Below are 13562 nucleotides of genomic sequence, written 5' to 3' on the forward strand. Positions count from 1 at the left end.
TTCTTGTCGTGGAGACGTTTGTCAGGCTTAGAACCAGACTTCCATCTGGGTACCAAAGGTCCACTGGCTTCCGCCAAAGTCTTCCTGCCCCAGGGCATCGCCACCGTCGTAGCGGTTGAGCTCGTCATCCCAGGTGGAGTAGGTAGCAAAAACCCGAATTTCCGGGCGGTTCCAGAAGCCGCCGACTTGAGGCTTGAAAGTCGGTGCAATGGTAAAGCGGGCGTAGTCGCCATCCACATCACCACGGCCTTCGAAGCCTTCGGTTTGCAGGTCCATCACCTGCCAGGAGGCTTCGTACTGCATTTCAAAGTTGGCGCCAAGCTCATTGGCCAGGCGGGTATTGAAGGTCAACCATTGGTACTCGTCCCCTTCCACATAACGGTCTTTGCTGGTTTCCGCCATGATCGCCGGGGCAATGCGCCAGCTATCACCCAGTCGGGTGGTGCCGTAGGCGGCGATTCGTGTGCTGGCGGCATCTTCATGCAGGTTGCCATCGGCACCAATGTTCTTGACCTCCGCGCCAAGCCCCTGGCCATGCAGCAGCGCCACCTTGAAGCTGCCATCGGAGAGTCCGAAGAAGCTGTCGCCGTGGTAGGCCAGCATGGTATGCACACCGGTGTCGGCCGCTTCCATAACCCCATTGACGATGCGCTCGTCGTTATCCGCAGCGGACATGCCGCTGATCAGCCACTCAACGTTACCGAAATAGTTATTGGCGGTAAGAATCAGGTTGTCGGTGTCGGAAGTGCCGTCAGTGGTGGTGGGGTCGGAGGGGAAGTCCAGGAAACTGCGGCCATAGAAGGAAAAGTTGGATGTCACTGACTCGCTGAACGTCACGTCATAGATACCGGCGCCGGTGCCTCCCAGGAAGACGATATCGCTGTCGAGCCAATGGATGTCGAAATCCAGGTCGCGATCAAAGCGCTTTCCGGCCCAGATCGAGGCGTCCTCAAAGATACCCGTGAAGCTGGCCAGGTTACTGAACTGGACATAGGCCTGCCGCACGTTCAGGGCGCCATCATCAGCAGTCCAGTCGTTGCTGGAGGTTGTAGCGTCGGCAATCATCAGGCGGTAGTGAGCCTTGGTGCCGTTTTCCGCCACGGTTTTGTAGTTGAGGATGGCCTCGAGATAGGTGTCCGGCTCGTTACCCAGCCGACCCACGGCCCCACCAACAGAGCCGGCGGGGGTCAGGTAGGGGCCGCCGGGGGCACTTTTACCATCGCTGTTGAGCAGCAGGCCCGAACGGGCGTAGGTGTTGAAGGAGAAGCCCTGCTCACCCTTGGCATGGGGTTCGACCTCAGCCAATTGTTGCTCCAGGGCGGACAAGCGTTCTTCCACGCTCTCCTGGGCATGCGCCTGGCCGGCAAACAACCCCAACGACGCCACGCCTACGGCGGCTGTCAGTCTGTGAAGAGGCTTGGCGCCCAGGATCAGGGCAGAACGATACGTTTTATGGGTATTCATAATGACTCCTTGTTTTTGTTGTATTAGCAATATCGGAGTCTATGGCAATACCTCGGGGAGGAACGTATCAAACTGAAAGGCCGATGTAACACGGTTGTTACATGCCGCCTCAATGTCGGGGCAGCGTGAGGGTGACGTCCAGGCCACCGCCTGGCCAATTCGCGATTTCAAGGTCGCCACCATGGCTTTGGGCAATGTTACGGGCTATGCCGAGACCAAGCCCATGCCCTCGCCGGTGTTCCTGACCCAGGCGGTAGTAGGGCTCGAAAATCCGTCCAAGTTCGGCCTCCGGAATACCCGGCCCGTAATCCCGGACGTGGATCGTCAACTGCTCAGGGGAGTCCTCCACACTGATGGTCGCAGAGTCCCCATACTTGACGGCATTGTCCACCAAGTTACCCAGGCATCGTTTGAGCGCCAGTGGTTTGCCGCGATAAGCCGCGCAGTTTCCTTCCACGACCACCCGCGGGCTCTCTCCTCCATACGCTTCCGCCATTCGCCGTAACATGCCGTCAATATCGACCAACTCCACGTTTTCATGGATGTCGGTGTCCTTCATACCCTGCAAGGCCCCCTTCACCAGCAATTCCAGCTCCTGAAGGTCGCTCTCGAATCGCTCGCGAATGTCGGCATCGTCAATCAGGTCGGCGCGCAGGCGAAGCCGGGTTATCGGGGTTTTCAGATCGTGGGAGATTGCGCGGAACAGCTGATCCCTGTCGCTGATGTAACTTTGTAGCCGCCGATGCATGGTATTGAAGCCACGGGTTACCGCCACAATTTCCGCACTACCCTGCTCTCTCAATGGTGATCGGTGTTCATCCAGCGGCAGGTCCCGCGCTGCCCTGGCCAGCTTGTGCAATGGTCGGGTCTGGCGACGCACCAGCCAGGCCAGCACCGGGAACAGAACCCCTATCATCACCAGGATAAACACGATCTGCTGGCCCGGGATGCTTTCATCATCCAGCGAGACATAGGGCGCCGGCAACAGCGAAGCCAGGTACAGCCACTCTCCTGTGGCAATCTCCACCTGAGTCACCAGAACGGGCGGTTTGATGGGTTCCAGCGTCAAAGCATAGTGAGCCCAGGATTTCGGCAACGCATCCAATGGCAACTGGGTATTCAGTATTCGCAGGTCATCGGGGTGAACAAACTCTACGTGCAGATTTATCGATTTGCCCAACCGGCTTTTCAACACCGCCACGACTTCGTCTGTCACCAGCCGCTTGCGTTCACTGTCAGGCAACGCACGCATATCGATGTGTTTGTCGTTGAGGGAGACAAAAAAGCGGGAGCCTCCCATATCCCGCAGCTGGTCCAGCACAATATGCCGGTATTCCAGTGGCAGGGACTTGAAGAACTGCGTTGTTGCCGCCGCTGATGAGGCCAGGTTGCGGGTGGTGCTGACCAGGCCCTCCACCTGCTGGGCGCGAAATGTGCCCACCCAGATCACACTGGAGGCGATCTGGGCAACGCCCATTGCCAGCAGAGTCAGCAACAGAATGCGCCCGAGAAGCGACGAAGGCACAAGACGCCAGACCTTGCGGCCGGTTTCTAAGGCTCCCTCGTTATTCCGCGCCATGGGTCACCGTTGCCGCCAGCAGATACCCTGCCCCTCGCACCGTCTTGATCAGCCTGGGGCTCCGCCCCTGGTCTCCCAAGCGCTGGCGCAGGCGGCTGACCGCCACATCCACCACCCGGTCCAGCGGCATGGACTCCCGCCCCCGGGTAACGCCGGAAATGGTGTCACGGTCCAGGACTTCATTGGGGTGTGCCAGGAACAGTTGCAACAACGAAAAATCCGCGCCGGACAACGGAGTGGCTTCTCCCTGGTCCGAGATAAGCTCATGGGCCTGGGTGTCCAGCCGCCAGCGATCAAAGCATACGAACCGGGGATTGTCCGCACGATTGAACCCGGAGCGTCGCAACAGTGCCTTGACCCGGGCCTGCAACTCCCGGGCGCTGAAGGGCTTGGCCAGGTAGTCGTCGGCACCGATTTCAAGGCCGACCACACGGTCGGTTTCGTCCGAGCTCGCGGTCAGCATGATGATCGGCACCTGTGAGTGCTCACGAATCTCACGGCACAGCGTGAAGCCATCGTCGCCCGGCAACATGACATCAAGGACAATCAGATCGACCCGTGCCTCTGACAGAGTGCGGCGCATACTGTCGCCCTCGGCCGCGGTCATGACATCGTAGCCGACACGAGACAGGTGCTCATGCAACAACTCACGGATTGCCAGGTCGTCGTCAACAACCAGAATCGATGTTTTTACATCAGACATTCATAAGCCTTTATTGTTATTCATTCGAGCGGGGAGATGCCTGAACTTTGTCGGGCCGCTGTCAGACAAAGTAAGGCAAAACCCACATCCAAATGCTAGTCTTCAGTCAGCATTGTCAACAAAAGGGATGACACGGTCATCATGGATCTTCGGCCTATGGCCCTGAGCGTACTCGGCACCCTAGCTGTTTCCGTGTGCCACGCCGGGCCTCCCACACTCACTCTCTACACATTTGAATCCCCGCCTTACCAGATGTCTGCGCAGACAGCGGATGGCGTAGCGAATGTGGTTGGCGAAACCGTAGATACCGTGACCTGCGCGGCCAACCAGGCCGGCTGGTCCACGAACATTCGGCTCGCTCCCCAGAACCGGGCTGCGCACTCACTCAGCCGCAATCTCATTGACGGATACTTTGCCATAGATCCGTCCACAGAGCTGGATATCACGGCAAGAAGAAGTGACCCCGTATCGCTGGAGAAGTGGTACCTTTTCAACACAGAACCCGGCCCCATCCCAGACACCGCCCGTATCGGCGTTGTCGACGGCAGCAACGAGAAAGCCTGGCTCGAAGCCAATGGTTATAACATTTTTCTGAGCGTGTCATCACCAAGCCAGTTGCCAGCCCTGCTCAGGCGCGGGCGAATTGACGCCGCTCTGATGGATGAGCGAACCATGAGTGGCCTGCAACACATGGAGGGTACGGGTTACAACGAGTTGAACGCACACTTTCTTCGCTACGCGCCGCTGTATCTGTATATGAGCGAGAATTTCACCGCCAACAACCCGGGCTTCATCTCAAGCTTTAACCGCTATCTACCCGGGTGCATGGAGGGGCAGATTACACTCTCCGCAGAGGAGGACAAGCGCATAAGGCAATTGGCGGACCGGCTGTTCAGCGAGCTCGACAGCATGCTGGACCTGCAACAAGCCATTGATGCCGGCCCACGCCTCGAAACCCTGGCGGACGTACTGACCTTCGACAGCATGTGGCAGGCACGGGCACCGGAAAAGGCAACCGACCTTGCCACTACCATACTTGAGTTGCCGGGATCGCGAACTCTGAATGCCTGGACGCTTACTCACCCGGAACTGGTCACCGAGGCATTGCTCTCCAATAACATGGGCACTCTGGTCGCCATGAGCCAACTCACATCGGATTACTGGCAGGGGGATGAGCCAAAGTTCAACGCTGTCGTATCAAACATCCGCTCCGGTTTAACCGGGCTGGAGGCCATGTACCTTTCGGACATTCGATACGATGCCTCGACGTCCCGCTTTCAGGTGACGGTCAGCGCCCCCGTTGGGCCCATTACCGACAAGCTGCCAAAGGGCGTTATCTCCCTTGGACTCGACATCGAAGAGGCGCTGGCGAACAGCCGGCCTCACTGATATTACGGCGGGCCGATTTCGCAGGCCAGCACCAGCGCCCAGAATTCCGAAAAGTCATTGACCACCACATCCGGCTTATCCGGATGCTTGTGAGTGCCCGGAAAGATCCGGTTCAGCCAGGGCAAATCCCACTGCGCACCGTTGAAAAACACCGCCGTCATGCCGGCGCGTTTGGCGGCTATCACGTCTGTGGTGCTGTCACCTACGTACCAGACGCTCGGGTCTGGCGGGTAATCCAGCTTCTGCACGGCAAGATAAAGCTGATCGGGATGAGGTTTTCTCAGCGGCGTGTCGTCTCCACAGACGTCCACATCAAACAGATGCGTCCAACCGGTGTCCTCTACGGCGGCCAACTCATGCTCGAAGAATTCCCGGTCACGATTGGTAATAACACCCACCTGAATATTGATCCGCCGAAGTCCCTCAAGAACGGCCCGCACCTTCGGCTCAAAGGCTTTCACCGTGCCGTAGTGCTCGCGGTAGTGACGATTGAACGCTTTGTGGGCGATCTGCTTGGCCTCCTGATCCTCCCCGAACAAGACCTCGAAAATATCGGTGCGCGAAATCTTGCGGTCGGCCCGAACCTTGGGGTGAAGCTTGGCAAACTCCCGCACGTAAGCCACCAGCCGAGCGTCTTCCGGTGTCTTGCTGTCTTCCGGCGCCAGCATACGGCTGACCAGGCCCAGTTCCTCGAATTCCGGGAACATATCATCCACCGCGTGATACATGGCGTCCAGGGTATCCACCAGCGTGGCGTGCCAGTCGAACAACACCACCGACGGGCGGATCAGGCTGACAACGGCAGGATGCCAATCCGGCTCAATGCGGGGCTGTGGCGGTTCCGGCCGAGGATAGGGCCGTGGCCGGACTTCCGCCGGAGTGGCCCGAAACGCCTTTGGCTGATGTCGCTCCAGCAACGCCAACAGGTCTATGAGGTCTTCGAAGCTGTCCAGTATGGCGGCCGGAGCGTCGCGATAACTGAACCAACTGTCAATTCGATCCGGCTCCCAACAGGCGCCATTGTAGAAAACACCCGATACCCCGGCACGGTTGGCCGTGAGCATATCCACGTAGCTATCGCCCACATACCAGGCCTGTTCGTCGACTGGCAGCCCCAGTTTCTCCAGCACGCGGGTAATCACTTCCGGATCGGGCTTGTACTCGGTGACATCGTCGGCGCACACCGTAGCGTCAAACAGGTTGCTCCAGCGCCCCTCGTCCACCATGCTCAGCTCCTTGTCCAGGAACTCCCGGTTGCGGTTGGTGGACACCGCCAGCTGGATGCCCATTTCCTTCATGGCGGTCAGGTACTCGTAGGCGCCCTGCTGGAAGGGCCGTACCTTGCCGAAGTATTTCCGGTAACAATCGTTGTAGGCTTTATGGGCAATCAGCTTGGCGTCTTTATCGTCGCCAAAGATGGCGTTGAAGATATCGGTTCGTGATACCCGCCGTTCCGCCAGAATGCGCGGGTGCAGCCGCCTGAAGATCCGTATGTAACGGACCAGGCGAGCATCGTCTGAGGTGCGACATTTGTCCTCGGGCAGCAGCCGGTCCACCAGGCCCAGGTCTTCCAGCTGCGGCAGCATCTCTTCCATGGCGCTGAACATGGCGTCGTGCGTATCCACCAGCGTGCCATGCCAGTCAAACATCAATACCGAGGGTGCGGGCAGTCCATCGCTGAATCGGGCCATAATCAGTTTCCCGTTGGTTTCTTCGCGGTCTCCACGTGAACCACCCGCCCATTACGCAACTTGACGATGCGGCGGAACTGGGTCTTTCCAGTCTCGTACAGCCACTCTTCCACAGGCACCAGTTGATCGGCACGGTAGTGACCGGCGACCGTTGATCCACGGCCAACGGGTTCCCAGGTGACCCGCCGGGAAAGCGGCTCACCGCAATAGGCCACCATTTCGAATTCGCTGAGCCCGCTTTGCAGCCGCGCCGGAGAGCAGTCACCGGCACTGTCGCCGGCGAAGCCATAGCCCAGGCTGTGCTCATGCCGGAGCTTGCCATTCCTGAATTCAAGGCGGCGAATAAATCCCTGTGGGCCGGGGTTGTAGTACCAATGCTCGACTTCGCCCACAACACCTATTCCGGGAACGGTGGCCGTTGGGTAGGTCGCTACGTAATCCGGCGCACCGCAGCGCTCTTCAACCTCCACTGGCCAGTCGCCGACGTCCACCAGTGACGAGCCACAGCGAAAAGCACCATTGGCGGCACCCGGCAAGGCAGCCAACCCCGGAAGAACCAAAAGCAACAACACTCTGATTGATAACGGCAACCGCATACCCTTCCTCCCCTGAACGCTCCTAACCTTCCATAGTAGAAGCATGAAAAGGAGTTGGGCACCCGTAAATCGTAAAAAACACGTAAACAACCACCGTCTGATCCTCGGCAATCAACGTTCACTGTTCAAAGGATCACGACTCATGGCCGGTTGGTAGTGGACTTTTCAAACGGTAGCCTCGCTCGAAGATGTTTCAAGGGCCCCTCCATATCAACGGTTGAAATACATCTTAAGACCCCAACGGATTTGTTTATCTACCGCAAAAAGGAGGACACATATGGCACGCCCACAAGACCTGTTTCCGACACGCCTCGAACGCAAACTGGGCATGTTTGAGCGACTGGATCCTGTGGTACACACCCCTTCGGAGCGCCTGTCTGACGGCCCATTGTCCGCCAGACAGGTGCGAGAGTTCGATGAAAGGGGGTTTCTGTTTTTTGATTCCTTCTTCTCCAAGGACGAGATGGACGGGTTTATCAAAGAGCTTAAAGACTACGAGGACGATGACGACCTCAAGCTGTCTGAGGGCACCATTCTTGAGCCCGGAAAGGAGGAGATCCGATCCATCTTCGGCATTCATGACATTTCGGAACGCTTTGACCGGCTGACCCGTGATGCTCACCTGCTCAACATCGTGCGTCAGTTGCTGGACAGCGAGGTCTACATTCACCAGTCGCGGATCAACTACAAGCCCGGTTTCAAAGGCAAGGGGTTCAACTGGCATTCCGATTTCGAAACCTGGCACAGCGAGGATGGCATGCCGCGCATGCGCAGCCTCAGTTGTTCCATCGTGATGACCGACAACAACGAGTTCAACGGCCCGTTGATGCTGATTCCGGGTTCCCAGAAGTATTTTATCCCCTGCGTCGGTCGCACGCCGGAGGACAACTACAAGGAATCCCTCAAGAGCCAGGATCTCGGGGTTCCAGACGCAGCCAGTCTGACCCGGTTGATGGACGAGAACGCCATTGAGGCACCGAAGGGCCCACCGGGGTCGTTGATCATCTTCGAGTGCAACACGCTGCATGGTTCCAACGTGAATATGTCGTGCTGGCCGCGAAGCAACCTGTTTTTCGTTTACAACAGCGTTCACAATACTCTGGAAGAGCCTTATTGTGGCAATAAACCACGGCCTGAATTTCTGGCCAACCGGAAAAATCTGGAACCATTGAAGCCGGTCAAGAACCCATAACGGTCTTGGCGGACAAACGGCAGGCGAACAACCATGAAAATTGGCGAAATCTCGAAAACCACAGGCATTCCGGTAGAAACCATTCGCTACTACGAAAAAATCGGGCTGGTGCCGGCACCCGACCGCCTGGCCAGTGGCTATCGCCAATACCGGCAAAGCCACCTTGATCGCCTGCTGTTCATCAAACGTTGCCGTAACCTGGATATGGCACAGGACGAAATCCGGGAGCTCATACGCCTGGCCGACCAGCCGGACTCTGATTGCAGTGAGGTGGATGCCCTTCTGGCTCGGCACCTCAGCCATGTACGCGAGCGTTTGCAGGAGCTTGAAAGCCTGGAAGATACCCTTGAACAACTGCAGCATGCCTGCTCCGAAGGCCGTACAGTCAGCGAGTGCGGCATCCTCGGCGGACTGACTTCGGAGCCGGCCCATGAAGCGTCCTCCGGCAACCACAACCATATTCCCGGCACTCACGGCTCTCGCTGAACACCATTTTCGCGACGGGGTTTGACTCTGTAGTAGCTACAGGGTTTTTAATGAATACAGTCTCACATAAGGAGGTATTCATGGCCTGCAGTAGCTGCTCCGCCCCCAACCCAAAATCCCCCGCTCCAGGCTTTCGAAAGGCATTGTGGATTGCGCTTTGGGTCAACCTTGCAATGTTTCTGGTGGAAGGCATCGCAAGCCTTCAATCCGGGTCGGTGTCGTTGATGGCCGATGCCATCGACTTCTTTGGCGACAGCGCCAACTACGTGCTGTCCCTGACCGTACTTTCCATGGGTATGCTTTGGCGCGGCCGGGCCGCCCTGGTGAAAGGTATTACGATGGCCGTTTTCGGTGTCATCGTACTCGCCCGGGCCATCTGGGTACTTCAGAGCGGCATCACACCGGAGCCGCTGACCATGGGGGTCGTGGGCCTTATGGCACTGGTGGCAAACGTCGTTGTGGCACTGATACTGTTCCGTTACCGGGATGGCGATTCAGACATGCGCTCGGTGTGGCTGTGCAGTCGCAACGATGCTATCGGCAATGTCGCTGTCATGGTGGCCGCCCTGGGGGTATTTGGTACTGGCACCGCGTGGCCTGACCTGGCCGTGGCGACCATCATGGGCGGCTTGGCTATTACCGCGGGTGTCAGCGTAGTGCGTCATGCCCGGAAGGATATTGAAGGCGCCAAACAGGCGTCAGTCAGTTCCGCCAGCCCGGAAGTCCGATAACTCGTACTGGAACTCGTCGTCGGCAATCATCTCGTGACCGTCGTAATCAATGCGGCGAGGGAAGCCATAACGGGCGTCGTACACCACCTCAAGCCTGTGTGGATCTTTCGCCGCGGATTGCTCGATAAACAGGAAAAGCCCCGCAACGGTGAGCCTCTGGTTGTCCAGCAGGTTCCGGTTCTGCAAAGGCTGCTCAAGGCCTTCTGCCTTCACGACCTCACCTGCTGATACCGTCACGCGTATTGGCTGACGCATGTCCTCTGGACAAAAGCAGGTTTGCTGCACGGTCACCTGGTAACGCTCGGTTGCATGGCTGTCCCACACGGCCTCAGCGTGCTCAAGAGTCTCCGGTGCCGGCACGGGGGCATTGTCCGCACCGGCCTGGGACACTGAGCTCCCGCAACCGGCCAGGGCGAAGCCGATCAGTAAAAGCGAAAGCCGCTGCGGGATCATTCTACCCGGCCCTGGCGACGAAGGCCCGCCGCGAATACCGCGACCACAAGCCACCACCAGGAAACGGAACCACCGCCGCCTCCCCCAGAACTTGAACCAGAACCGGAAGTTTCCGGAGTGCCTGATGTCGGTTCAGCGTCGTCCGGCTCTCCCGTCGTCCCAGACTCATTGTCGGTAACCGCAATTTCCGTCAGTATCGAATCGTTTATCGGCCGGATATCCTTAACGTCACCGCTGTTGCTGGCCAGGCTCACATTCTGCAGCAAACTGAAAGTCGGGCGATCGCCGGCAACCGCGTGAACGCTGAGCTGAAGCCCCGTTCTAGCCTGTATTTCACCACAGTCATAGGCATCGGTGTCCAGCAAGGTACAGGCTGCGCCACCTACACTGACGCCCAGCAAGCGCCCCTCCTGATCACCGATAGCCCCTGCAACGACAAGGCCGTCTGCTGGCTCGGCAGCCCGGCGATACGCAATGTCGAAATGCGCCTGAAACGACGACTGAGCCTGAACCTCACTCGGGTTTCCGGAGACGGCGGTGAGCCCCGCATCCGCCGGGAAGTTAAAACATTGTTCGACCGAATTTAGCTGGGAAATCCTGTTGGTAATGGCATCGTCGGAGCACTGGGAGAACTGCGTGGCCGAGGACACCACATAAGGGCTCATGATATTTACGCCTTCATCGCACCCATTATCTGGCGAGTCATGGCTTGCACCCAGGTTATGGCCGATCTCATGGGCGATCACAACCGCGGTGGTTGTATTGGTGTCGTAGGCGTTGGTTATTCCTGATGCAAAGCCATCCGAGTAACACACCGTCCCAACCCACGCCAGGCCTGCCGTGGCGCCATCGAATTCACGACCGCTGATCAGGTGAAATATCGAACGTTCGCTTTTCAGGAACGGTAAGCTGCGGCTGTCGCGACGGGCAGTTACGTCGTCCAGCAGGGTTCCCGCATCCGTGGTGCTGTCGAACGTCCCCGGCCCGGTGAACGTCAGCGATAAGGTATCAAACACAATGCCGAACTGATCAGCGTAGAAGCCTTCCACCATATTCAGTATGGCTCCTGCACGGCCCTGGAAGTCGCCCGGGAAGCGATCCTGGAACTGCTGGTCAAACGCCAGCTCAAGTTCCAGCATCAGGCAGGCGCCGTCTACCTTGTTTGCGCAGAGTGTGTCGTAACTGGCGGAGACCGCCTGCGCCATGGCACGACCGGTCAAGCTTTGCGGAGTGATGAATGTTCGGCCGTGGAGATGATCAAGACCGCACTGCGGCGCCTCCAACTGGCTGGTACTAAAACTGGTCACCCGACTGGCACGAGGGGCATCGCCGATGGCATGCATGCGCCCGAAAACGTACGCCAAGCCTTCCCAGCCGCTGTCCAGGCGGGAAACCCTCACCCAACTGTCCGGGTCTTCCGGGAATTGCCCTTTATAGTGAGTGCCGGCAAGGTCGGAATCCCGGGCGTTGTCCACCCGCAAGTTCTCCTCCAGCACCGCTGCGTAATCATGACCCTCGATCCAGATGTCACGAACCATGCTGGTTTCCGCAGCCACAGGGGTTACAGCAAGGAGCATGAGGGTGATTATGGCCGCAACAACCTGTATAAACTTGAACTGCATTGAACATCCCTGTTTTGTTGTTTAAAGGGGGTGCACAAAATCTAATCAATCCGCAAACAGGGCACCAGACGTTTTGTGTAACGCCGTGTATTTATGACACACACACGATCACCACAACTGTTCCCTTACTGGCCGCGATTCACGGTACTGGCAGCGCTTCTGGCGGCTGCATTCCTGTGGCCGGCAAGCGCTCTGGAATGGTCTCGTGAGGGTATTCCTGGCGGCGAGTACTGGCGGCTGCTCACCGGCCACTGGACCCACCTGGGTCTGAACCACCTGCTACTCAACCTGGCGGGGCTACTGGTAACCGGCCTGTTGTTCACAAGGCATCCCCCCCTGCCGAGCTGGATAAGCTACCTGATTCTCTCCCCTCTCGCCATATCTTCAGGCCTGTTTCTGGCGGCGCCCGAGGTTGACTGGTATCGGGGGTTTTCAGGCTGTCTTCATGGGCTTCTGGTGTTTACGGCCTTGTTCAATATCAAAACGGATACCCGCTGGAGCATCACCATACTGGCATTCATTCTGCTGAAGATGGCAACGGAGGTGTTTCTATACCCGGCGGTTGGCGAAAACCCATTGATTGGGGGCCATGTCATCGTCCAATCCCACTGGCTTGGCGCGCTCACCGGCCTGATAGCGGGCTTGTTCACCTTACGCACCGCTCCCCGGGTTACGGCATAACCAGAGCCACCATCACCGGAATAAACGCCAGGGCAAACAAGGTGCTCAGCAAGGCGGTGCCGGCGGCCTGTTTTGGCGCGGTGTCCAGCAGCGTGGCTATGACCACCGTATTGGCGGCAATGGGCGTTATGGAAATCAGGAAAATCGCCTGGTAGACGGCCAGGTTATAGATACCAAAGAAACGGGCATCCAGCCACCAGAGCACGATGGCCGCCAGCGGCCAGGACACGAACTTGCCGAAGAACGCCAGGCCGGTAAAACGCGGGTTGCCCGCCAGCCCGCGGAAACTGAGAATCCCCATGCCAATAATCATCATGCCGAGGACACTGTAGGCCCCACGAAGATTGTCGAAAAGCGGCGTGAAAACATCCGGGATGGAAAATCCGTTCAGGTTCAGCACAACCGCCAACATAAAGGCGTAGACTGAAGGCAGCCGCGCCACCCTCACGAGGGAATCCTTGAGGCTGTATCGTCCCCGGGCGGCCAGATAGAAGCCCACGGAATTCTCGAACAGCGTCGTACCCAGCATGCACACGATATAAAGCGCCAGTCCTTCCTGACCAAACAGCAGCAATGCCACCGGTATGCCAAAATAACCGGTATTGCCCGTGCCCACCGACAACGGAATAAGACTGGCGCTGCCGTCCGAAATCATACCGCGGGCAATCCTCATGTGCGCAAAACCGAGCACCGAACACAGCGTAAAAACCAGTAGTGGCAACAGGATCACTTCCGTCGAGAGCGGTGCCGCCATAACGCCGGAAAACACCACAGAGGGCGTTACAATGTAGAGCATGATACCGGCGATGTGTTTACCGCTGGCCTGAAGATAACGCCCGGCAACCCAACCCAGGGCAACCGTGATATACAGGGGGAGCAGTTTGTAGAACAGTGCGAGGGCCGCGGCCATGCTGACTCCGGTACAGGGCAAGAAAGGCACCGAGTTTAACACCAGCAGGAATATTGATTCAGCCG

Annotated in this window: 13 protein-coding genes; 5 read left to right on the forward strand and 8 right to left on the reverse strand. The window is 58.0% G+C overall.

Annotated features, from left to right (window positions below):
* Positions 1 to 27 precede the first annotated feature (27 nt).
* The 3 genes from ACTRWH_RS13385 to ACTRWH_RS13395 form a co-directional block, all read right to left on the reverse strand.
* The gene (locus tag ACTRWH_RS13385; RefSeq protein WP_228210155.1) at positions 28 to 1464 is read right to left on the reverse strand and encodes a carbohydrate porin; all 1437 of its coding nucleotides are present in this window, start codon (positions 1462 to 1464) and stop codon (positions 28 to 30) included.
* 109 nt (positions 1465 to 1573) lie between these two features.
* Positions 1574 to 3043: an ATP-binding protein gene (locus ACTRWH_RS13390; RefSeq protein ID WP_449288124.1), complete on the reverse strand. Its 1470-nt coding sequence runs from the start codon at positions 3041 to 3043 to the stop codon at positions 1574 to 1576.
* Complete coding sequence (locus ACTRWH_RS13395) at positions 3030 to 3746, reverse strand: response regulator (RefSeq protein ID WP_091642905.1); 717 nt, start codon at positions 3744 to 3746, stop codon at positions 3030 to 3032. Before ACTRWH_RS13395 ends, ACTRWH_RS13390 begins: the two co-directional genes overlap by 14 nt.
* A gap of 141 nt (positions 3747 to 3887) precedes the next feature.
* Between ACTRWH_RS13395 and ACTRWH_RS13400 the strand changes: the two genes are divergently transcribed.
* Complete coding sequence (locus tag ACTRWH_RS13400; protein WP_151982992.1) at positions 3888 to 5135, forward strand: substrate-binding periplasmic protein; 1248 nt, start codon at positions 3888 to 3890, stop codon at positions 5133 to 5135.
* Positions 5136 to 5137: 2 nt separating this feature from the next.
* Here ACTRWH_RS13400 and ACTRWH_RS13405 read toward each other — a convergent pair whose 3' ends face one another.
* Together ACTRWH_RS13405 and ACTRWH_RS13410 are read right to left on the reverse strand one after the other, a co-directional pair.
* Positions 5138 to 6826 carry an HAD family hydrolase gene (locus ACTRWH_RS13405; RefSeq protein WP_228210153.1) on the reverse strand — a complete coding sequence of 563 codons (1689 nt, stop codon included), beginning with the start codon at positions 6824 to 6826 and terminating at the stop codon, positions 5138 to 5140.
* A 2-nt stretch (positions 6827 to 6828) separates the two neighbouring features.
* A complete protein-coding gene (locus ACTRWH_RS13410; protein WP_036208860.1) occupies positions 6829 to 7422 on the reverse strand; it encodes a DUF2845 domain-containing protein in 594 nt (197 codons plus the stop codon).
* A gap of 277 nt (positions 7423 to 7699) precedes the next feature.
* On the opposite strand from ACTRWH_RS13410, the gene thpD reads away from it, so the two are divergent.
* The 3 genes from thpD to ACTRWH_RS13425 all read left to right on the forward strand — a co-directional run bounded on the left by thpD (position 7700) and on the right by ACTRWH_RS13425 (position 9831).
* A complete protein-coding gene (thpD, locus tag ACTRWH_RS13415; RefSeq protein WP_126811634.1) occupies positions 7700 to 8614 on the forward strand; it encodes an ectoine hydroxylase in 915 nt (304 codons plus the stop codon).
* A 33-nt stretch (positions 8615 to 8647) separates the two neighbouring features.
* Positions 8648 to 9100: a Cd(II)/Pb(II)-responsive transcriptional regulator gene (gene cadR, locus ACTRWH_RS13420; protein ID WP_085679212.1), complete on the forward strand. Its 453-nt coding sequence runs from the start codon at positions 8648 to 8650 to the stop codon at positions 9098 to 9100.
* Between the two features lie 80 nt (positions 9101 to 9180).
* Complete coding sequence (locus tag ACTRWH_RS13425) at positions 9181 to 9831, forward strand: cation efflux transmembrane domain-containing protein (protein ID WP_041334016.1); 651 nt, start codon at positions 9181 to 9183, stop codon at positions 9829 to 9831.
* Here the strand turns inward: ACTRWH_RS13425 and ACTRWH_RS13430 are convergent.
* Complete coding sequence (locus ACTRWH_RS13430) at positions 9799 to 10284, reverse strand: DUF6174 domain-containing protein (RefSeq protein ID WP_151982994.1); 486 nt, start codon at positions 10282 to 10284, stop codon at positions 9799 to 9801. The two genes, ACTRWH_RS13425 and ACTRWH_RS13430, sit on opposite strands and share 33 nt — an antisense overlap.
* Positions 10281 to 11906 carry a M12 family metallo-peptidase gene (locus ACTRWH_RS13435; protein ID WP_462826508.1) on the reverse strand — a complete coding sequence of 542 codons (1626 nt, stop codon included), beginning with the start codon at positions 11904 to 11906 and terminating at the stop codon, positions 10281 to 10283. The genes ACTRWH_RS13430 and ACTRWH_RS13435 overlap by 4 nt, the downstream gene beginning before the upstream one ends.
* 93 nt (positions 11907 to 11999) lie before the next feature.
* Between ACTRWH_RS13435 and rrtA the strand changes: the two genes are divergently transcribed.
* The gene (gene rrtA, locus ACTRWH_RS13440) at positions 12000 to 12587 is read left to right on the forward strand and encodes a rhombosortase (protein WP_085679207.1); all 588 of its coding nucleotides are present in this window, start codon (positions 12000 to 12002) and stop codon (positions 12585 to 12587) included.
* Here the strand turns inward: rrtA and ACTRWH_RS13445 are convergent.
* Positions 12577 to 13497 carry an AEC family transporter gene (locus ACTRWH_RS13445; protein ID WP_041334011.1) on the reverse strand — a complete coding sequence of 307 codons (921 nt, stop codon included), beginning with the start codon at positions 13495 to 13497 and terminating at the stop codon, positions 12577 to 12579. The genes rrtA and ACTRWH_RS13445 overlap by 11 nt on opposite strands.
* Positions 13498 to 13562: the final 65 nt, after the last annotated feature.

It is taken from the genome of Marinobacter sp. G5_S1_61_S3, assembly GCF_054968585.1.